Genomic DNA, 18,010 nt, shown 5'->3' with positions numbered 1-18,010 from the left:
CGTGTCGCTCATCGGATCCGCGTCCTTGGGTCGAGCATGCGGTAGAGCAGGTCGGACAACAGGTTGATGCCGATGAAGACCGAACCGATGATGATGGTGCCGCCGAGCACCGCGTTCATGTCGGCGTTCTGCAGCGAATTGGTGATGTAGAGGCCGAGCCCCGGCCAGGCGAAGACCGTCTCGGTCAGCACCGAGCCTTCGAGCAGGCCGGCGTAGGACAGCGCGATCACGGTGACCAGCGGCACGGCGGCGTTGCGCAGCGCGTGGCCCCAGATGATGCGGGTTTCCGACAGGCCCTTGGCACGCGCCGCGACGATGTATTCCTGGCTCAATTCGTTGAGCATGAAGGAGCGCGTCATGCGGCTGATGTAGGCGAGCGAGAAATAGCCGAGCAGCGAGGCCGGCAGGATGATGTGGGCGAAGATGTCCTTGAAGGCGGCCCAGTCGCGATTGAGGATCGCGTCGAGCAGGAAGAAACCGGTGATCGGCGTGAAGGTGTATTCGAACACCACGTCGATGCGGCCCGGGCCGGCGGTCCAGCCGAGGCGGGCGTAGAACACCAGGAGCGCCAAAAGGCCGAGCCAGAAGATCGGCACCGAATAGCCGATCAGGCCGATGATGCGGACGATCTGGTCGGCGAGGCTGCCGCGCTTGACGGCGGCGAGCACGCCGAGCGGGATGCCGAAGGCGGCGCCGATGACGGTGCCGACGGTGGCGAGTTCCATCGTTGCCGGGAAGACGCGGCGGATGTCGGCCATGACCGGATTGGTGGTCAGCACCGAAGTGCCAAAATCGCCCGACAGGACGCCTTTCACATAGAGATAGAACTGCTGGTAGTAGGGCAGGTTGAAGCCCATCTCGATGCGCGTGCGCTCGACGACATGGGCCGGGGCGCGGTCGCCGACGATGGCCAGCACCGGGTCGATGGGCACGATGCGGCCGATGAAGAAGGTGACGGCCAGAAGGCCGAGATAGGTGGTGCCCACGATCACCACGAAACTGGCGACCGCCTTGAGAATGGCGGAGGCGCGCTTGTTTGCGCGCCTCGCCGGTGCCTGGGTTTCCATGCTGCTCAATGGACTGATCCTTTCGTGCATGACCCCGAAAACCGGAACCGATTTTCGGGGGATCATGCACAGACTTACTTGTTACAGCGTCCTTCGCGTCCAAGGACGCGCGGCGCTGCAGGGGATCAGTCCTTGGTCACGGGAGCGACGAAGTTCGAATCGAAGTTCGGCCCGAGCTTGTAGTTCTTGACGTTGCCGCGCAGGCCGGCAACCTCGGTCTGCTGGAAGATCAGCACGAACGGGCTGGTATCCAGTGCGGCCTGCTGCAGTTCCTTGTACATCGCCGCGCGCTTGTCGTTGACGCGCTCCAGCAGGGCAGCCTTGGTCTTCTCGGTCAGTTCCGGAACGTCCCAGGCATTGCGCCAGGCCAGCGTCTTCACCGTGCCGTCGTCGGCATTGTTGGGGTTGGATGTGAAGGTCTCGGCGTTGGAGTTCGGATCCCAGTAGTCCATGCCCCACTGGCCGATATACATGTCGTGGTTGCGGGCGCGGTACTTGGTCAGCGTCTGCTTGCCGTCGCCGGGAATGATCTCGACCTTGACGCCGGCCTGGCCGACGGTCTGCTGGAAGGATTCGGCGATGCCGGTGACCGGCTGGGTGTTGCGCACGTCCATGGTGACGGAGAAGCCGTCCTTCAGGCCCGCCTTCTCCAGCAGTTCCTTGGCCTTGGCGACGTCGAAGGTGAACGGATTGGAGTCGAGCGCGCCGAGCACGCCCTTGGCCTGGTAGGTCTGGCGGATCTCGCCGATGCCCTTGATCAGCGTGGCGCCGATGGCGTCGTAGTCGACCAGGTATTTCAGCGCCTGGCGCACTTCGGGCTTGGCCAGGTTCGGGTTCTTCTGGTTGAGGCTGATGTAATAGACCGTGCCCTTGGGCGCGCTGGTGGTGGCGAGCTCGGCGTTCTTCGAGACGGCTTCAAGGTCGCCCGGTTCGAGATTGCGGGCGACGTCGATGTCGCCGGCTTCGAGCATCAGGCGCTGGGTCGCGCTTTCCTTGACGTGGCGATAGATGACGCGGGCAAGTGCGGGCTTGTCACCATAGTAGTTGTCGTTGCGCTCGAGCACGAGGATCTCGTTGGCGCGCCAGTCGCGGATCTTGAACGGTCCGGAGCCGGCATAGCCGGTCTTGAGCCAGCCATTGCCGAAGTCGTTGTCGAACTTGTAGTCGTCGGTCGGCGTGACCGGGGCGACATGCTCGAGCACCAGCTTGCTGTCCATGACGGCGCCGACCGTGGCGGTGAGGCAGTTGAGCACGAAGGACGGCGCGTAGGACTTGTCGACGGTGAAGACGAAGGTGGTGTCATCGGCGGCCTTGGCCTTCTCGGTGACGTTGTCCTTGGTCAGGCCGAACTGGGTGAGGATGAAGGCCGGGCTCTTGTCGAGCTTGACGACGCGCTCGAACGACCAGGCGACGTCCTTGGCGGTGATCGGGTTGCCCGAGGCGAACTTGAGGCCCGGCTTGAGCTTGAAGGTGTAGGTCAGGCCGTCGTCGGAGACGGTCCAGCTTTCGGCGACGCCCGGGCGTACCTTGGTGGTGTCGTCGATGTCGAGGCGCACCAGCATGTCATAGGCGTTGCCGAGGAATTCGGCCGGGCTGAGCTCGAAGGATTCTGCCGGGTCGAGGGTGATGGTGTCGTCGATGGCCCAGGCCTGGACCAGCGTGTCGGCCGGCGTCACCGCAAGCGCGGGTGCCGCGACAACCATCGCCGACAGCGCGGCGCCTGCAAGCAGAAGACGGAATTGTCCGTTGATTTTACCAAGCATCATTTTTCAGTTCCCCAAGTTGACGAATTATTTGTTGTTAGGCTGCCGTTTCGTGCCAGGCCGAGCGCAAGACCCTCAACCAGTTGTCGCGGCAGATTTTCGCCAGATCGGCGTCACCATATCCAGCGTTCCGGAGGGCCGCAACGAGCTTCTGGAGGCCGGCGGCGTCGCCGATCTCGGCCGGGATGGTGGCGCCGTCGAAGTCGGACCCGAGTGCGATGCCGTCGATGCCGACATGCTCGACCATGTAGTCGATGTGACGGACCATGTCCGAGAGCGGGGTGTCGGCGCGCTTGGCGCCATCCTCGCGCAGCATGGTGACGGCGAAGTTCAGCCCGACGAGGCCGTTGCTTTCCCGGACGGCAGCAAGCTGCTTGTCTGTCAGGTTGCGGCTGATCGGGGTGAGGGCATGGGCGTTGGAATGGCTGACGATCAGCGGCTTGTCGGACAGCCGGGCGACGTCCCAGAAACCCTTTTCGGTGATGTGCGCGAGGTCGATGGCGATGCCGATGCGGTTGCACTCGCGGATCAATCTTTTGCCGGCTTCGGTCAGGCCCGGACCGGTGTCTGGGCTCGACGGGAAGGCGAAGGGCACGCCGTGGCCGAAGATGGTGTTGCGGCTCCATACCGGGCCGAGCGAGCGCAGGCCGGCGGCGTAGAAGACGTCGAGCGCGGCGAGATCGGCGTCGATCGGCTCGCAGCCTTCCATGTGAAGGACGGCGGCAAACTTGCCTTGCGCCCGCGCCGCATCGATGTCGGCGCCGTTGCGGCAGATCTTCCAGCCGCCGGCGCGCTCGATCCGGAAGGCGATCGACGCCATGTCGAGGGCGATGTCGAGCGACGGCGCGCGTTCGAGCGGGGCGGAGAGCGGAATGGCATAGTGGCCGCTGTCGTCGCGGTCGTCGTCGCCAATGTCGCCGGAGGTGATGTAGATGGCGCAGAGGCCGCCGGCGAGGCCGCCCTTGCGGGCGCGTGGCATGTCGATATGACCCTGCCCGGTGCCTTCGACGAATTCGGCCACCGGGTCCGCGCCCTTGGCGGCGTTGGTCCACAACCGGAACAGCACATCGTTGTGACCGTCGAAAACTGCCTGCATCACGCACTCCTGTCAGGCAGGCAGTTGAAGGACGCACGGCAGGCCAAGTCAATCTGCCGACGGCAAGCCGTTTGGCGCCCATGCCGCAGTTCCGCTTCGTAAGGTGCCGCCAGGACCAAAAGGAAGTTCGCGCTGGACCATTCGACGCAGGCTTATGTTTTTCAGCGCTAAAACGAGGCAATTTGCCGCCATATCAGGCACAGGCGAAGTCCTGGCGTGACCTTGCGGCAGGTCTGCGACCTTGTTCGGCATTGAAATCTGATCAAAATTTGGGCAGTCGGGCTGCCAGCGGCTATCCGCCGCTCTTCGCACTGCAAATCCATTCATCACGACAGGAAATCTACATATGTCAGAAGGCAGTCTTCTCGATCATGCTCTCGTGCGCCTCGACGAGGCGGCAAAACACCTGACCGTCGACGCCGACGTGATCGAGAAACTGAAATTTGCCCGCGAGACCACCAAAGCCCGTCTGATGATCCGCATGGACGACGGCTCGCGCAAATCCTTCCTGGCATGGCGCTGCCGCTACGACGACACGCGCGGGCCGACCAAGGGCGGCATCCGCTTCCATCCCGAATCGACGGCCGACGAAGTCGAGATGCTGGCCTTCTGGATGACGTTCAAATGCGCCGTGATGAACCTGCCCTATGGCGGCGGCAAGGGTGCCGTCCAGGTCGATCCGCGCAAGCTGTCCAAGGCCGAGCTGGAGCGCCTGTCGCGCGCCTACATCCAGGCCTTCGCCAGCATCATCGGGCCTGACCGCGACATTCCCGCCCCCGATGTCTACACCAACTCGATGATCATGGGCTGGATGGCCGATGAGTATTCGCAGATCGTCGGCCAGGCGTCGCCGGCCGTCATCACCGGCAAGCCGCTGGCGCTGGGCGGTTCGCTCGGCCGCGGCGACGCCACAGCACGCGGCGGCTTCTACCTTGTCCGCCATCTCGCCGACGAACTTGGCCTGAAGGGCAATCTGCGCGTCGCGATCCAGGGATTTGGCAATGCCGGCCAGCATATCGCCCGCCTGCTTGCCTCCGATGGCCACACGATCGTTGCCGTGTCCGACTCGGAAGGTGCGGTCCAGTCCGCCAAGGGCCTCGACCTCGGCCGCCTGCTGGCCGCCAAGGACAGCGGCCGCTCGGTCACCTCGACCGCCGGAGAGGGCGGCTATGAGCTGCTCGACGGCAATGCGCTGGTGGGTGTCGAATGCGATATCCTGGTGCCGTCGGCGCTGGAGAATATGATCCGCATCGACAACGCCCACAGCGTCAAGGCCCGCATCGTGCTCGAACTGGCCAACGGCCCGGTCACGTCGGAAGCCGACGAAGTGCTGGAGAAGAAGGGCATCGTCGTTCTGCCCGACATCCTGGCCAATGCCGGTGGCGTCACCGTTTCCTATTTCGAGTGGGTGCAGAACCGGCAGGGCTATTACTGGCCGATCGAAGAGATCCATGAGCGCCTGCGCATCATCATGGAGCGCGAGGGCCGCGCCATCTGGGATGTCGCCAAGGCCAAGGACGTCTCGGTGCGCACGGCGGCCTATGTCCATGCGCTGGCTCGCCTCGCCGAGGCGATCGAGGCGCACGGCACGCAGAACTACTTCGCGAGCTGATCCAACCCGCAACGCCGCCGGATCGAACGGTCCGGCGGCGTTGCCATGGCCTGGTGCGTCCCTTGTGCATCCATCCGGATGCAGCGACGCCTGGCCCGCCATTTTCGGGTTGAAGCGCCAAGTCGGCGGGCGTAGGTCTCTGGGTGAAATCCCGACCTATCTTCACCACGCCTCCAATGCAAAACCCGGCAGCGCGACCATGTCCTTCATTCCCGATTGGGCGACCATCCTCCAGTTTGCGATCGCCACCTTCATCATCGCGATCACGCCCGGCCCCGACATGACGCTGTTCGTCGGTCGCGCCCTGTCTGAAGGCCGCAAGGCGGGTTTTGCCTGCATGGCCGGCGCAATGACCGGGATCGTCATCCACACCACGCTGGTGGCGCTCGGTCTGTCGGCGCTGATCGTCGCCTCGCCTCAGGCCTTCATGGTGCTCAAGATCGCGGGCGCCGGCTACCTGGTCTGGCTCGCGTTCCAGGCGGTGACCAAGGGTTCGGCGTTCTCGCCCGACACCGCCAAGCGCGCGCCGCGCTCGGTGTTCCAGAACTGGGCGACCGGTCTCGGCATCAACCTGCTCAACCCGAAGATCATCCTGTTCTTCATGACCTTCCTGCCGCAGTTCGTGTCGGTCCACGACACCAATGCGCCGGGCAAGCTGTTCTTCCTCGGCGCCATGTTCATCGTGCTGTCGCTGCCGGTGACGGCGCCGATGGTGATCGCCGCCGACAAGTTCGCCGGCCTGCTGAAGAAGAGCCCGAAGGTGACGCGGATCGTCGACTACCTGTTTGCGGGCGTGTTTTCGGCCTTCGCGCTGAAGATCCTCACGGCGCAGGCGAAGTAGGCCGCAGCGCACCGGCGAAACGGCCGGTGACGAACCAGTAGGCGATGCCGCCGACCAGGCCGCTGCCGATGATCGACACCGGCAGCAGGGGATCGCGGTAGGCGAAGCCCTGGTCGCCGCTCTGGTAGGCGAAGCCGAGAAACACCAAGGCGACGAAGCCGCCCGACAGCGCGTAGAACAGCCAGTCGCGCTTGCCGAGCAATTCGGCGAGCAGCATGACGACGAGCGCCGGCACGAAGGCAAAATAGGCGACGAACAGCGCGGTGAAGGGGATGGTGAAGACCATCGACCCAGTTGCCACGTCCGGCGGCATGTCGGCGGCCATGAGGCCGGCCGCGCCAAGGAAGACCAGGTTGAGGAAAGCGCCGGCGGCGAGCGACGCCGCGAGATAGCCCAGCACCATGTGGGCGAACTTGCCGAGATAGAGCAGGAAGCGGCTCACGCCTCGCCGTGTCCGGCGATCATCATCGCTTCCAGCGCCAGGCGCTCGGTCTTCTTCATGCGTTCGGATTCCGACTTGAGCTGGCCGCAGGCGGCGAGGATGTCACGGCCGCGGGGTGTGCGGATCGGCGAGGCATAACCGGCATTGTTGATGTAGTCGGCGAACTTCTCGATCGTCTCCCAGTCCGAGCACTGGTAGTTGGTGCCGGGCCAGGGGTTGAACGGGATCAGGTTGATCTTTGCCGGCACGCCCCTGAGCAGCTTGACCAGCGCCTTGGCGTCCTCGAGGCTGTCGTTGACGTCCTTCAGCATCACGTATTCGAAGGTGATGCGGCGCGCATTCGACAGGCCGGGATAGGCGCGGCAGGCGTCGATCAGGTCCTTAAGCGGGTACTTCTTGTTGATCGGGACCAAAAGGTCGCGCAGATCGTCATTGGTGGCGTGCAGCGAGATCGCCAGCATGACGCCGATCTCTTCGCCGGTGCGGAAGATTTCTGGCACGACGCCCGAGGTCGACAGTGTGATGCGGCGCCTGGACAGTGCCAGGCCGTCGCCGTCGGAGGCGATCAGCAGCGCCTTCTTCACCGCCTCGAAATTGTAGAGCGGCTCGCCCATGCCCATCATGACGATGTTGGAGATCTTGCGGCCTTCGGCCGGCACGATGGCGCCGGCGGGCGTGTCGCGCTCGGGGAAATCGCCCAGCCGGTCGCGCGCCGTCATCAGCTGCGCCAGGATCTCTTCCGCCGTCAGGTTGCGCACCAGCTTCTGCGTGCCGGTGTGGCAGAACGAGCAGGTCAGCGTGCAGCCGACCTGGGACGAGATGCACAGCGTGCCGCGGCCTTCCTCGGGAATGTAGACGGTCTCGATCTCGACGGGGCGGCCGGCGCCGCGCGGCGGAAAGCGGAACAGCCACTTGCGCGTGCCGTCCGAGGAAATCTGCTCCTCGACGATCTCGGGCCGCGCGATGGTGAAGTGCTTGGCAAGCTCGGCGCGAAGATCCTTGGAGATGTTGAACATGTCGGCGAAGTCGGAGACGCCGCGGACATAGAGCCAGTGCCAGAGCTGCTGGACGCGCATCTTGGCCTGGCGTTCGGGGACGATGCCCGAGGAGACCAGCGCTTCGGCGAGTTCCTCGCGGGAGAGGCCGATCAGCTCGCCCTTGACGGGCGCGGCCGCGCGGGCGCGCAACGCATCGCGGGTGGCATCGGTGGTGAGGTCGAGCGAAAGGGTCATTCGGGCTCAGCTAGGTTGATATAGCGGCAAATGTAGGATTTTGCCGCGACATATCACAGGTCTGGCGCTGCGTCACGTTTTGGCGGCCATGCATTTGTGCCGCAGCTTTGCAGTCTGTTAGGCAATGGCTGCGATGCTGGCTCGATGAGCAACATCCTTCACATCGTCCTGGTGGTGCTCGCCGTCAATGTTGCGGCGTTCGTTGCCTTCTGGCGCGACAAGCGCCTGGCCCGGTCCGGAGCGCGCCGAATTCCCGAGAAAACCCTGCTCTGGCTCGCCTTCGCCGGCGGCAGCCTGGGTGCGCTTTCGGCCCAGCATCTGTTCCGGCACAAGACGCGCAAGGAGCCGTTCCGGTCGCGCCTGTATGGCATCGTCCTGCTCCAGGCGGTCGCCCTCACCGCGCTGGTCATCTGGCTGATCGCGCCGCAATGGGTATCGGGCCTGCTCAACGTCGTGGGCGGCCGGGCGGTTTCGTAGATTTTCGCAACAAAAAACCGGGCGATGTGATCGCCCGGCTTTTTCGGAAATGCACTCAAAAAGGCTTACTTGCAGGTGGCGATCGAGCTGAGCGCCGCCGAAATGCCCTTGAGCGAGAAGACGTAGTTGGTCGGGTTGCCGCGGCCCGACTTGGCCGACACCTTCATGTCGGCGCCGCCGCGCATGGCCGCGATCAGTGCCGGCTCCTCGGCGGCATTCTCGACCCAGGCAGACTTGCCCTTGGTGAACATCGAGAACGACTTGTCGCCGATGGTGACCGAGACCTTGGAGTTTGCCTGGAAATCGTAGCCGGCAATGAATTGCGGTTCGAAGGAAACTTTCTGGCCCGGGCGCTGGCTGACGAAGAAGAACATGTCGCCGTGGTTGAGCGTCGGCGGCTGCTTGTCGGTGGGCACGGTCAGGACGTAGCAGACCTTGCCGTTCTGCGCCTGGTAGCTGTAGGTGCCCCAGGCGTTGTGCTGGCCGATCTTGGTCGCCGACTGGGCGAGTGCCGGCATCGCCGACGCTGCAAGCACCAGACCAGAAATTGTAGCTATCAAACCGCGCATCGTTTTTCCTGTAGTTCATATGGAGCGGGGGCAGGCCGACTGCGCGCCCGCCCGTTGGCTTCATTTTGATTTAATCTGGGTTACCAAAGGGTGAATGGCCTTGCAGAAAGACATTTGCCGCCCTGGAACCCCGCCGTTCGGCCTGTCATGCACAGGCATCGTGTCCCTGTCGCGGTTGAAAACCACGAAAACGGCAAGAGTTTGACTTTTGATGTCAGGCTGAAACAAGGCAGCCGCGCGTCAGGGCTCGCGCGACAGGGTTTCCTTGGCGGCAAGCCGGTGGGCCGGCGTCATGTGGGCGCGCACAGCGGTGATGGCGGCCGTCAGCACGGCGATGTCGTCGGTGAAGCCGAGGCCGAGAATGACGTCGGGAATGGTGTCTGCCGGCAGGATGAAATAGCCCAGGGCGGCTAGAAGTATGCCCTTGGCGCGCAGCGGGGTGTTGTTGTCCATGGCGCAATAATAGGCCGCCACCACTTCCTCCATGAAGGGGACGTGGCGGGCGGCGGTCCTGGCTTTGCGCCAGAATTTATCGCGCACCTCGCTCTCGCTCGCCGGCGCATCGCCGCCGCGGAAGCCGTCAAAGCCGGGGATTTTCACCATCCAGACAGTCTCCTTTGCCCGAATTCCTTTGCCGGAAATGTGGGAAGGAGCGAGCCCCGCTGCAAGATGCCGTCCCTCAGGAACCGAAATAGGCGTTCATTCGCTTCGCCAGCTTCAAGTCGAGTTCGGTCAGCCCGCCGGCGTCATGCGTGTTCAGCTTCACGTCGACGGTCTTGTAGACGTTCGACCAGTCGGGATGATGGTCCAGCTTCTCCGCCGCCAGGGCGACGCGGGTCATGAAGGCGAAGGCCTCGCTGAAGTTCTTGAAGACGAAACTGCGCGTCATCGACAAGCCGTCGGCGGCCAGGGTCCAGCCGCCGAGCTCGGCAATGGCTTGCGCTGCTGCGGCAGGTTCAAGTTTCTCTCTGGCCATTTCATGCTCCCGTGCTATCGAGTTCTTTCCTCCAGCATAGCGCGGGAACGATGGTCGAGAAGCCGGTAAAATCCATCCTCTTTGTCTGTCTTGGCAATATCTGCCGTTCGCCGCTGGCAGAAGGCGTGTTTCGCGCCGTTCTTGCCGAGCGCGGACTGGATGGCGAATTCACAATCGACTCCGCAGGCACCGGCGGCTGGCATGCCGGATCGGCACCGGACCCGCGCTCCATCGCCGTGGCGGCGCTGCACGGCATCGACATCGCGCCCCAGCAGGCCCGCAAGGTCGTGCCTGCCGATTTCGAGCGTTTCGACCTGATCCTCGGCATGGACCGCTCCAATGTCGACGACCTCATGGCGCTTGCGCCGCAGCAGGCGCGCGAGCGCGTCGAGCTTTTCCTCGGCCATGCCACCGGCCGGCCGCAGGAGGTGCCCGATCCCTATTATGGTGGCGAAGACGGCTTCCTGGCCGTCTACCGCATGATTCGCGAGGCTTCTGAAGCGCTTGCCGACCGGATCAGCGAACCGGCGTCGGTGCCATTGAGCGGCCAGGCTTCCTCGACGATGTAGGGGCCGCCGCCGACCGAATCGCGCGACGACATCAGCACGAAGCGGCTGACGCGGAAGGGCAGGGTGGCGAAGTTGCCGCGCGCCGAGAGGTAATGCGCGACGTCGAGCGGGCTGGTGTTGCGCAGCCGCGCCAGCGTGACATGCGGCGTGAACTTGCGCGGATCGGAGGGGACGCCGAGCCGCTTGCAGATGCGCTCGATCTCGGCCTGCAGCGTGTTGAGCTCGGGCGAGGGCGTGACGCCGGCCCAGACCGCGTGCGGCTTCTTCTGGCCGAAGGCGCCGACACCCGTCAGGGTGAGCGGGAAGCCCGGCTTGTCGACACGGTCGAGAGCCTCGACGATCTCGTCGGCGACGTGGCCTTCGACATCGCCGATGAAGCGCAAGGTGAGATGATAGTTTTCGACGTCGATCCACCGGGCGCCCGACAGGCCGCCCCTGAGCAGGGACAGCGACAAGGCGGCATCACGCGGAATTTCGAGGGCGGTGAAAAGTCGCGGCATGGCCAGGCTCCCTTCCTCGAATCGCAATCCGTAACGTCAGCGAATCATCGATCGCAGCGCCGGGCAAGAGGTTTGTTCCGCAGTGCCCGGTTGGACAACGCCGCCGGGGCCAAAGTGTTGCAACGTTGCAAGGCGCGGTTCATTTGCCGGCAATGGCCTTCTCCACCGTCGGCAGGGCGTTCTCGACCATGCGGTCGATGCCCTGGGCATTGGGGTGCATGCCGTCCTCGAGCAGCAGCTTCGGATCGCCGGCGACACCGTCGAGGAAGAAAGGGTAGAGCGTGGCGCCGTATTTTTCGGCGAGCCTGGGATAGATCGTGCCGAACTGCTCGCCATAGGAATGGCCGAGATTGGGCGCCGCAATCATGCCGGCAAGCAGCACCGGAATGCTGCGCTCCTTGAGCCGGGCCAGCATCTTGTCGAGGTTCTGTTCGACCAGCGCTGGATCGATGCCGCGCAGCATGTCGTTGGCGCCGAGCTCGAGGATGACCAGTTGGGTCCCGTCGGGGATCGACCAGTCGAGGCGCGACAGGCCGCCGCTGGTCGTGTCGCCCGAGACACCGGCATTAGCGATCACCACATCGTGACCGCGGGCGCGTAGCGCGGCCTCCAGTTTTTCGGGAAAACCCTCGCCGGGCCCGAGCCCGAAGCCGGCCATCAGGCTGTCGCCGAAGCCGACGATGCGGAAAGGCTCGGCCCAGCCGGGGGCTGCGGCCGCAAGCACCAGGAAGGCTGCGGCAAAGAGTTGTTTGAAAGCCATAAAGTCAGACCCGATATGACGAAGACGATCCCCGCCCTTCAATTTCCATATAGGACGAATTTGCCGTGACAGAAGCCGTCATCGAACTGAGGGATGTATCGCTGACGCTGGGCCAGGGGGCTTCCTCGGTGCATGTGCTGAAGGGCGTGAGCCTCGATGTCGCGGCGGGCGAGGCGACCGGCATCGTCGGCCCCTCGGGTTCCGGCAAGTCGACGTTGCTGATGGTACTGGCGGGCCTGGAACGGGTCGACGGCGGCACGGTGAAGATTGCCGGCGAACTGCTCAACGGCCGCAGCGAGGACCAGATCGCCGCTTTCCGCGGCCGCAACATCGGCATCGTGTTCCAGTCCTTCCACCTGATCCCCAACATGACGGCGCTGGAAAACGTTGCCGTGCCGCTGGAGCTTGCCGGCAAGCGCGATGCCTTTGCGATTGCCGAGCGCGAACTCGCCGCCGTCGGTCTCGCCGACCGCGTCACGCATTATCCGGGCGAGCTTTCGGGCGGCGAACAGCAGCGCGTGGCGATCGCGCGGGCGCTGGCGCCGGAGCCGCGCATCCTGATCGCCGACGAGCCGACCGGCAATCTCGACCAGGCGACCGGCCGCCAGATCGCCGATCTGCTGTTTGCCAAGGCTGCCGAACGGGCGATGACGCTGGTGCTGGTGACGCACGATCCGGCACTTGCGGCGCGCTGCGACCGGCAGGTGGCGATGCGCTCGGGGCGCATCGAGGTGCCTGCCGTCGCGGACATTGCCGAAAAAGTGCGGGCGTAGGCGCCGATGCTGAAGGACTTGCCACTCGCCTTCCGCTTTGCCGCGCGCGAGATGCGCGGCGGCCTGCGCGGCTTCATGATCTTCCTGACCTGCATCGCGCTTGGCGTCGCTGCCATCGGCGGGGTCAATTCGGTCGCGCGCGCGATCACCGCGGGCGTCGCCAGCGAAGGCCAGGCGCTGCTTGGAGGCGACATCCGCTTCCAGCTGATCCAGCGCGAGGCGACGGACACCGAAAAGACCTTCCTCGAAGGCCTCGGCACCGTCTCCCACAATGCCGGCATGCGCTCGATGGCGCGGCTGGAGGACGGTTCCGACCAGTCGCTGGTCGAGGCAAAGGCGGTCGACGATGCCTATCCGCTCTATGGGACGCTGGTCACCGAGCCGGCGCTGGCGCGCGATGAACTGTTTGCCGAGCGGTCGGGCGCCTATGGAGCCGCCGCGCCGGACCTTTTGTTCGAACGGCTCAATCTCAAGCTCGGCGACAGGATCAGGCTCGGCGGCTCGACCTTCGAGCTGAGGGCTAAGCTGGTCAATGAACCGGATGCGGTTTCCGACGGTTTCGGATTTGCCCCGCGCCTGCTGGTGTCGATGGAGGGCCTGAGCGCTTCCGGCCTGGTCCAGCCGGGCAGCCTGGTCGAACACGCCTACAAGATCCGCATGCCGGTCGGCACCAGCGAGGCCGAGGTGACCGCCGTCCGCGAACGGGCGAACGCGGAGCTGCCCGAGGCCGGCTGGAGCATCCGCACCCGCAGCAATGCGGCGCCGGCGCTCTCGGCCAACATCGAGCGCTTCACACAGTTCCTGACGCTGGTCGGGCTGACCTCGCTGGTGGTAGGCGGCGTCGGCGTGGCCAATGCCGTGCGCGCCTATCTCGACGGCAAGCGCGGCGTCATCGCCACCTTCAAGAGCCTCGGCGCCTCCGGCGGCTTCGTTCTGTCGGTTTATCTCATCCAGATCCTGCTGATCGCCGGCTTCGGCATCGCCGTCGGTCTGGTTCTCGGCGCGCTGATGCCGTTTGCGGCGAGCGCAGCACTGCAGTCGGTCATCCCGGTGCCGGCGGAAGCCGGCGTCTATCCCGCCGCATTGGGCATGGCCGCGCTGTTCGGCGTGCTGGTGACGCTGGCCTTTGCCATCCTGCCGCTGGGCCGCGCCCGCGACGTACCGGCAACGGCGCTATTCCGCGAGATGGGCTTCGAGGGCCGCGGCCTGCCACGGCTGGTCTACATCGGCACCGCGGTTGGCATCGCGGCGGCGCTGGCATTGCTTGCGATCTGGTTCGCCGGCGATCGCCGCATCGCCACCATCTTCGTCGGCGCGACGGTGTTTTCATTCCTGGTGCTGCGCGTGGTGGCGGTCGCGGTGCAATGGCTGGCGCGCAAGAGCCCGCGCGTGCGCTCGACGGCGCTCCGGCTCGCCGTCGGTAACATCCACCGGCCCGGCGCGCTGACGCCGTCGGTGGTGCTGTCGCTCGGCCTCGGGCTGACGCTGCTGGTGACGCTGGCGCTGATCGACGGCAATCTGCGCCGCCAGATCGCCGGCAGCCTGCCGGAGCGAGCGCCGAACTTCTTCTTCGTCGACATCCAGCCGGGCGAGGTCGACGATTTCGCCAAGCTGGTCGAGGCCGAAGCGCCCGGCGGCAAGCTGGTGCGGGTGCCGATGCTGCGCGGCCGGGTGATGGCGCTGAACGGCACCGACGTGCAGAAGCTCAACGTGCCGCCGGAGGGCGCCTGGGTGTTGCGCGGCGACCGCGGCCTGACCTACGCCAAGAACATCCCGGAAAATTCGACGCTGTCGCAAGGCACGTGGTGGCCGGCGGACTATTCGGGCGAGCCGCTGGTGTCGTTTTCGGCGCAGGAGGCCGGCGAACTCGGCCTCAAGCTCGGCGACATGGTGACGGTCAACGTGCTGGGCCGCAACGTGACGGCGAAGATCGCCAATTTCCGCGAGGTGCAGTGGGAATCGATGGGCATCAACTTCGTCATGGTGTTTTCGCCCAACACGTTCGCCGGCGCGCCGCACAGCTGGCTGGCCACGCTGACCGAAGACAAGGCGGCGCCTGCCGACGAGGCCAGGATCCTGAACGCGGTGACGCGCAGCTATCCGGCGATCACCACGGTTCGCGTCAAGGATGCGCTCGACGTCGTCAACCGGCTCGTCGCCCAGCTTGGCACCGCGATCCGCGCGGCCGCCGGCGTGGCGTTGATCGCTTCGGTGCTGGTGCTGGCGGGGGCGCTCGCGGCGGGCAATCGCGCCCGGGTCCACGATGCGGTGATCCTGAAGACGCTGGGGGCGACGCGGCGGACGCTGATCTCGGCCTTTTCGCTGGAGTACATGCTGATCGGGCTTGCCACCGCGGTCTTCGCGCTCGCCGCAGGCGGCGTCGCGGCCTGGTTCGTCGTGGCCCGAATCATGACCTTGCCGTCGTCCTTCCTGCCCGAGGTGGCGATCGCCACTATCGTCTTCGCCCTGGTGCTGACGGTCGGCTTCGGTCTCATCGGCACCTGGCGCGTGCTCGGCCACAAGGCGGCGCCGGTGTTGCGCAGCGAGTAGGGAAATGCCGCCGAGGGCTGGACTTCAACGACATTTGTATGAGAAATGTGCCCTCACAGCGGGTTTCAGGCCGTAACGGGCCTTGTTCTGGCCTGAAAGAATCATCATATTTCGGCGGAGGCATGCTGGAGCCCCGCCAGCGGCGCCTGGGTTTCGGCCTGACACCCGACGGGGCAGAAGCAACAGAGGAAACCATGTCCGACTTCAGAAATTACCAGACGCGCACGGCGACGGCAGGCAGCCGCGTCGACGCGTCGATCGACGAGGGCCTGCGCGCCTATATGCTGAAGGTTTACAACCTGATGGCGCTCGGCCTCGCAATCACCGGCCTGGCCGCGTTCGGCACGATGATGCTGGCGACCACCAATGACCCCGCCACTGCCGTCGCCACGATGGGCAACGGCAAGATGCTGACCAGCCTCGGCGTCGCGCTCTATGGTTCGCCGCTGAAGTGGGTCGTCATGCTGGCTCCGCTCGGCATGGTGTTCTTCCTGAGCGCCCGCATCCAGTCGATGAGCACCTCGGGCGCGCAGACCGCGTTCTGGGTCTTCGCCGGCCTGATGGGCCTGTCGCTGTCGTCGATCTTCCTGGTCTACACCAGCGCCAGCATCGTGCAGACCTTCTTCGTGACCGCTGCCGCCTTCGGCGCGCTGTCGCTGTTCGGCTACACGACCAAGCGTGACCTGACCGCCATGGGCTCGTTCCTGATCATGGGCGTGTTCGGCATCCTGATCGCGATGGTGGTCAACATCTTCCTGCAGTCGTCGGCCCTGCAGTTCGCCATCTCGGCGATCGGCGTGCTGGTGTTCTCGGGCCTGACTGCCTACGACACGCAGAAGATCAAGGAAATGTATTTCGACGGCGACGACGTGCTCGTCTCCGGCCGCAAGGCGATCATGGGCGCGCTCACGCTCTATCTCGACTTCATCAACCTGTTCTCGTTCCTGCTGTCGTTCCTGGGCAACCGCGAATAACGCACCGGGACCTGGACCATCAGACTTTCGAAGGGCGGCCCAACGGCCGCCCTTTTCATTTGGGCCAAGCTTTGCTCTAATGGAGGCAGCAGAATGGATTGCCTAAATTATGAGCATTTCGATACGACACACGCTGCCTGAAGACCTCGACCGGATCACCGGGATCTATGCCGACGCAGTGCTCAACGGCACCGCAAGCTACGAGCTGGAGGTGCCGACGCGCGCGGAAATGGGCGTGCGCTACGATGCGCTGATGGAGGGTGGCTACCCCTATCTCGTCGCCGAACGCGACGGCGTCGTCCTGGGCTACGCCTATGCCGGCCCGTTCCGGGCGCGGCCGGCCTATCGGTTCATCGTCGAGGATTCGATCTATATCGCGCCCGAGGCCAAGGGCGCGGGTCTCGGCAAGGCTTTGATGCAGGCGCTGATCGACGAGTGCACGGTGCTCGGCTTCCGCCAGATCATCGCCGTGATCGGCGACGGCCATGCCGACAGCGCCTCCGTCAGGCTACATGAAAGGCTCGGCTTCCACCATACCGGCCGGATGGAGGGCTCGGGCTACAAGCATGGCCGCTGGCTCGACACCGTATTCATGCAATTGGCGATGAATGGCGGCGCCACGCTTCCGCCCGATGCCAATTCGATGCCGGAGCGCCGCTTCGTGGCGAAGGGCGGCAAGGGCTAGGTCAACCCGGCCCCTCGATCAGCGGCACGAAACGCACGTCGACCAATGGGCGCTGGGTGTAGTCGCTGTCGCTGGTGCGCACGATTTTCATCAGCGTCTGGTCACCGAGCGGCCCGAGCGGCAGGACCAGCCGGCCGCCGACTGCCAGCTGCTCTTTCCAGGCCGGCGGCACCTTGCGGGTGCCGGCCGCCGACAGAATGGCATCGAACGGCGCTTGCCCGGCGCACCCTGCCGTGCCGTCGCCCGAGACGACTTCGACATTCGCATAGCCGAGGCGCTGCAGCCGCGTCGTTGCCTGTGCGGCCAACGTGGCCAGGCGCTCGATGGTGACGACGTGCCCGGCGATTTCGGCCATTACCGCCGCCGCGTAACCCGAGCCGGCGCCGATCTCCAGAACCTTGCTTGCTCCCGTCAGTCCCGCCGCCTCTGCCATCAGCGCGACGATGTAGGGCTGGGAGATGGTCTGGCCGTGGGCGATGGGCAGCGCCGTGTCGTCGTAGGCGTAGTCGCGCAGCGCCTCGGGCACGAATTCTTCGCGCGGCACAGCCGACAGCGCCTCGAGCACCGCCAGATCGCGTATGCCGCGCCGGGCGATCTGGTATTCGACCATTCTGAGGCGCGCTGCGCGGTAGTCGATCATGGCCTGCCTGCCGTTGCCAATTAACCGGCATGTGGGCGCGAAGTTCCCGGTCTCGCGGAGTTGCCGCAACGTCCGCTTGGTGTTGCGGCGCGACGGGTCATGTTGCATTGCACAAAACGCAAAGCTCCTATGCAATATCAACACTTTAAAACCAGGCACAGCGGAGCTAGATATCGGTCATCGAATTTGTCGGGCCTACCTCCTCCCAGGTTTCCGACGAATAGGTCAGCGCCTACCTCCTCCCAGACGCTGGCCACCAATACGACACCCGCCGGACCTCCTCCCCCGGCGGGTGTTGTTTTTTCAGCCTCCCCCCCCCCCACACACATCGACAGTTTCCGTGGCGCGCCACTTGGGCCGACCTGCGCTTTCCAGCGGTTTGTGGACCACACCGTGCCAATTCGCCGTCCAGAGCCTCTGGCGCTGCGACTGGTGTGGCGTTCCGGTGCCCGATCAGGCTATAGGCAGTGCCAAGCGTCTCCCG

19 protein-coding genes are annotated in these 18,010 nt (G+C 64.9%); 8 read left to right on the top strand and 11 right to left on the bottom strand.

What is annotated here, in order from left to right:
• Positions 1-8: 8 nt before the first annotated feature.
• From ASC75_RS08075 to ASC75_RS08065, 3 genes are all read right to left on the bottom strand, one after another.
• Positions 9-1,076, bottom strand: coding sequence for an ABC transporter permease (locus tag ASC75_RS08075; RefSeq protein ID WP_055973077.1), 1,068 nt, complete (start codon positions 1,074-1,076; stop codon positions 9-11).
• A 116-nt stretch (positions 1,077-1,192) separates the two neighbouring features.
• Positions 1,193-2,830 (bottom strand): ABC transporter substrate-binding protein, encoded by a 1,638-nt coding sequence (locus ASC75_RS08070; protein WP_055973074.1) that lies wholly within the window; start codon positions 2,828-2,830, stop codon positions 1,193-1,195.
• 37 nt (positions 2,831-2,867) lie between these two features.
• The gene (locus ASC75_RS08065) at positions 2,868-3,926 is read right to left on the bottom strand and encodes a dipeptidase (protein WP_055972846.1); all 1,059 of its coding nucleotides are present in this window, start codon (positions 3,924-3,926) and stop codon (positions 2,868-2,870) included.
• A 346-nt stretch (positions 3,927-4,272) separates the two neighbouring features.
• Here ASC75_RS08065 and ASC75_RS08060 point away from each other — a divergent pair, with 346 nt between their 5' ends.
• The gene (locus tag ASC75_RS08060; RefSeq protein ID WP_055972843.1) at positions 4,273-5,538 is read left to right on the top strand and encodes a Glu/Leu/Phe/Val dehydrogenase; all 1,266 of its coding nucleotides are present in this window, start codon (positions 4,273-4,275) and stop codon (positions 5,536-5,538) included.
• A 199-nt stretch (positions 5,539-5,737) separates the two neighbouring features.
• Positions 5,738-6,379, top strand: coding sequence for a LysE family translocator (locus ASC75_RS08055; RefSeq protein ID WP_055972839.1), 642 nt, complete (start codon positions 5,738-5,740; stop codon positions 6,377-6,379).
• On the opposite strand, the gene ASC75_RS08050 is transcribed toward ASC75_RS08055, so the two are convergent.
• The gene (locus tag ASC75_RS08050; protein WP_055972836.1) at positions 6,360-6,821 is read right to left on the bottom strand and encodes a hypothetical protein; all 462 of its coding nucleotides are present in this window, start codon (positions 6,819-6,821) and stop codon (positions 6,360-6,362) included. The genes ASC75_RS08055 and ASC75_RS08050 overlap by 20 nt on opposite strands.
• Entirely contained in the window at positions 6,818-8,053 is a 1,236-nt protein-coding gene (gene rlmN / locus ASC75_RS08045; RefSeq protein WP_055972833.1) for a 23S rRNA (adenine(2503)-C(2))-methyltransferase RlmN, read from the bottom strand. Before rlmN ends, ASC75_RS08050 begins: the two co-directional genes overlap by 4 nt.
• Positions 8,054-8,197: 144 nt before the next feature.
• Here rlmN and ASC75_RS08040 point away from each other — a divergent pair, with 144 nt between their 5' ends.
• Positions 8,198-8,530 carry a DUF1294 domain-containing protein gene (locus tag ASC75_RS08040; RefSeq protein WP_055972829.1) on the top strand — a complete coding sequence of 111 codons (333 nt, stop codon included), beginning with the start codon at positions 8,198-8,200 and terminating at the stop codon, positions 8,528-8,530.
• A 65-nt stretch (positions 8,531-8,595) separates the two neighbouring features.
• Here the strand turns inward: ASC75_RS08040 and ASC75_RS08035 are convergent, their stop codons facing one another.
• The 3 genes from ASC75_RS08035 to ASC75_RS08025 form a co-directional block, all read right to left on the bottom strand.
• Positions 8,596-9,099, bottom strand: a complete 504-nt coding sequence (locus tag ASC75_RS08035; protein WP_055972826.1) for an invasion associated locus B family protein — start codon at positions 9,097-9,099, stop codon at positions 8,596-8,598.
• Positions 9,100-9,339: 240 nt separating this feature from the next.
• Positions 9,340-9,702 carry a YkvA family protein gene (locus ASC75_RS08030; protein WP_055972823.1) on the bottom strand — a complete coding sequence of 121 codons (363 nt, stop codon included), beginning with the start codon at positions 9,700-9,702 and terminating at the stop codon, positions 9,340-9,342.
• Positions 9,703-9,778: 76 nt separating this feature from the next.
• Positions 9,779-10,075, bottom strand: a complete 297-nt coding sequence (locus tag ASC75_RS08025) for a 4a-hydroxytetrahydrobiopterin dehydratase (RefSeq protein ID WP_055972820.1) — start codon at positions 10,073-10,075, stop codon at positions 9,779-9,781.
• Between the two features lie 50 nt (positions 10,076-10,125).
• Here ASC75_RS08025 and ASC75_RS25355 point away from each other — a divergent pair, with 50 nt between their 5' ends.
• The gene (locus tag ASC75_RS25355; RefSeq protein ID WP_082496469.1) at positions 10,126-10,644 is read left to right on the top strand and encodes a low molecular weight protein-tyrosine-phosphatase; all 519 of its coding nucleotides are present in this window, start codon (positions 10,126-10,128) and stop codon (positions 10,642-10,644) included.
• Here the strand turns inward: ASC75_RS25355 and thpR are convergent.
• Entirely contained in the window at positions 10,548-11,144 is a 597-nt protein-coding gene (gene thpR / locus ASC75_RS08015; protein WP_055972815.1) for an RNA 2',3'-cyclic phosphodiesterase, read from the bottom strand. The genes ASC75_RS25355 and thpR overlap by 97 nt on opposite strands.
• A gap of 139 nt (positions 11,145-11,283) precedes the next feature.
• Complete coding sequence (locus tag ASC75_RS08010) at positions 11,284-11,904, bottom strand: arylesterase (RefSeq protein ID WP_055972813.1); 621 nt, start codon at positions 11,902-11,904, stop codon at positions 11,284-11,286.
• 65 nt (positions 11,905-11,969) lie between these two features.
• Between ASC75_RS08010 and ASC75_RS08005 the strand changes: the two genes are divergently transcribed.
• From ASC75_RS08005 to ASC75_RS07990, 4 genes are all read left to right on the top strand, one after another.
• On the top strand, positions 11,970-12,677 hold the full coding sequence (locus ASC75_RS08005; RefSeq protein WP_055972811.1) for an ABC transporter ATP-binding protein: 708 nt from the start codon (positions 11,970-11,972) through the stop codon (positions 12,675-12,677).
• 6 nt (positions 12,678-12,683) lie between these two features.
• On the top strand, positions 12,684-15,227 hold the full coding sequence (locus ASC75_RS08000; protein ID WP_055972808.1) for an ABC transporter permease: 2,544 nt from the start codon (positions 12,684-12,686) through the stop codon (positions 15,225-15,227).
• Between the two features lie 194 nt (positions 15,228-15,421).
• Positions 15,422-16,201 carry a Bax inhibitor-1/YccA family protein gene (locus ASC75_RS07995; RefSeq protein ID WP_055973072.1) on the top strand — a complete coding sequence of 260 codons (780 nt, stop codon included), beginning with the start codon at positions 15,422-15,424 and terminating at the stop codon, positions 16,199-16,201.
• Positions 16,202-16,310: 109 nt separating this feature from the next.
• On the top strand, positions 16,311-16,886 hold the full coding sequence (locus ASC75_RS07990) for a GNAT family N-acetyltransferase (protein ID WP_156381156.1): 576 nt from the start codon (positions 16,311-16,313) through the stop codon (positions 16,884-16,886).
• 1 nt (position 16,887) lies between these two features.
• On the opposite strand, the gene ASC75_RS07985 is transcribed toward ASC75_RS07990, so the two are convergent.
• Positions 16,888-17,526, bottom strand: coding sequence for a protein-L-isoaspartate(D-aspartate) O-methyltransferase (locus ASC75_RS07985; RefSeq protein WP_055972803.1), 639 nt, complete (start codon positions 17,524-17,526; stop codon positions 16,888-16,890).
• Between the last annotated feature and the right edge of the window lie 484 nt (positions 17,527-18,010).

Source organism: Aminobacter sp. DSM 101952, assembly GCF_001424795.1.
GTDB lineage: Bacteria > Pseudomonadota > Alphaproteobacteria > Rhizobiales > Rhizobiaceae > Aminobacter > Aminobacter aganoensis.
The sequence above is the reverse complement of the archived record's forward strand: the minus strand, read 5'-3'. Positions and strand labels throughout refer to the sequence as shown.

What these genes read in the sequence shown, in the direction of transcription:
- ASC75_RS08070 (WP_055973074.1), bottom strand. Translation starts at nt 2,830, where the DNA reads ATGCTTGGTAAAATCAACGGACAATTCCGTCTTCTGCTTGCAGGCGCC.
- ASC75_RS08065 (WP_055972846.1), bottom strand. Translation starts at nt 3,926, where the DNA reads ATGCAGGCAGTTTTCGACGGTCACAACGATGTGCTGTTCCGGTTGTGG.
- ASC75_RS08060 (WP_055972843.1), top strand. Translation starts at nt 4,273, where the DNA reads ATGTCAGAAGGCAGTCTTCTCGATCATGCTCTCGTGCGCCTCGACGAG.
- ASC75_RS08055 (WP_055972839.1), top strand. Translation starts at nt 5,738, where the DNA reads ATGTCCTTCATTCCCGATTGGGCGACCATCCTCCAGTTTGCGATCGCC.
- rlmN (WP_055972833.1), bottom strand. Translation starts at nt 8,053, where the DNA reads ATGACCCTTTCGCTCGACCTCACCACCGATGCCACCCGCGATGCGTTG.
- ASC75_RS08040 (WP_055972829.1), top strand. Translation starts at nt 8,198, where the DNA reads ATGAGCAACATCCTTCACATCGTCCTGGTGGTGCTCGCCGTCAATGTT.
- ASC75_RS08035 (WP_055972826.1), bottom strand. Translation starts at nt 9,099, where the DNA reads ATGCGCGGTTTGATAGCTACAATTTCTGGTCTGGTGCTTGCAGCGTCG.
- ASC75_RS08030 (WP_055972823.1), bottom strand. Translation starts at nt 9,702, where the DNA reads ATGGTGAAAATCCCCGGCTTTGACGGCTTCCGCGGCGGCGATGCGCCG.
- ASC75_RS08025 (WP_055972820.1), bottom strand. Translation starts at nt 10,075, where the DNA reads ATGGCCAGAGAGAAACTTGAACCTGCCGCAGCAGCGCAAGCCATTGCC.
- ASC75_RS25355 (WP_082496469.1), top strand. Translation starts at nt 10,126, where the DNA reads ATGGTCGAGAAGCCGGTAAAATCCATCCTCTTTGTCTGTCTTGGCAAT.
- thpR (WP_055972815.1), bottom strand. Translation starts at nt 11,144, where the DNA reads ATGCCGCGACTTTTCACCGCCCTCGAAATTCCGCGTGATGCCGCCTTG.
- ASC75_RS08010 (WP_055972813.1), bottom strand. Translation starts at nt 11,904, where the DNA reads ATGGCTTTCAAACAACTCTTTGCCGCAGCCTTCCTGGTGCTTGCGGCC.
- ASC75_RS08000 (WP_055972808.1), top strand. Translation starts at nt 12,684, where the DNA reads ATGCTGAAGGACTTGCCACTCGCCTTCCGCTTTGCCGCGCGCGAGATG.
- ASC75_RS07995 (WP_055973072.1), top strand. Translation starts at nt 15,422, where the DNA reads ATGTCCGACTTCAGAAATTACCAGACGCGCACGGCGACGGCAGGCAGC.
- ASC75_RS07990 (WP_156381156.1), top strand. Translation starts at nt 16,311, where the DNA reads ATGAGCATTTCGATACGACACACGCTGCCTGAAGACCTCGACCGGATC.
- ASC75_RS07985 (WP_055972803.1), bottom strand. Translation starts at nt 17,526, where the DNA reads ATGATCGACTACCGCGCAGCGCGCCTCAGAATGGTCGAATACCAGATC.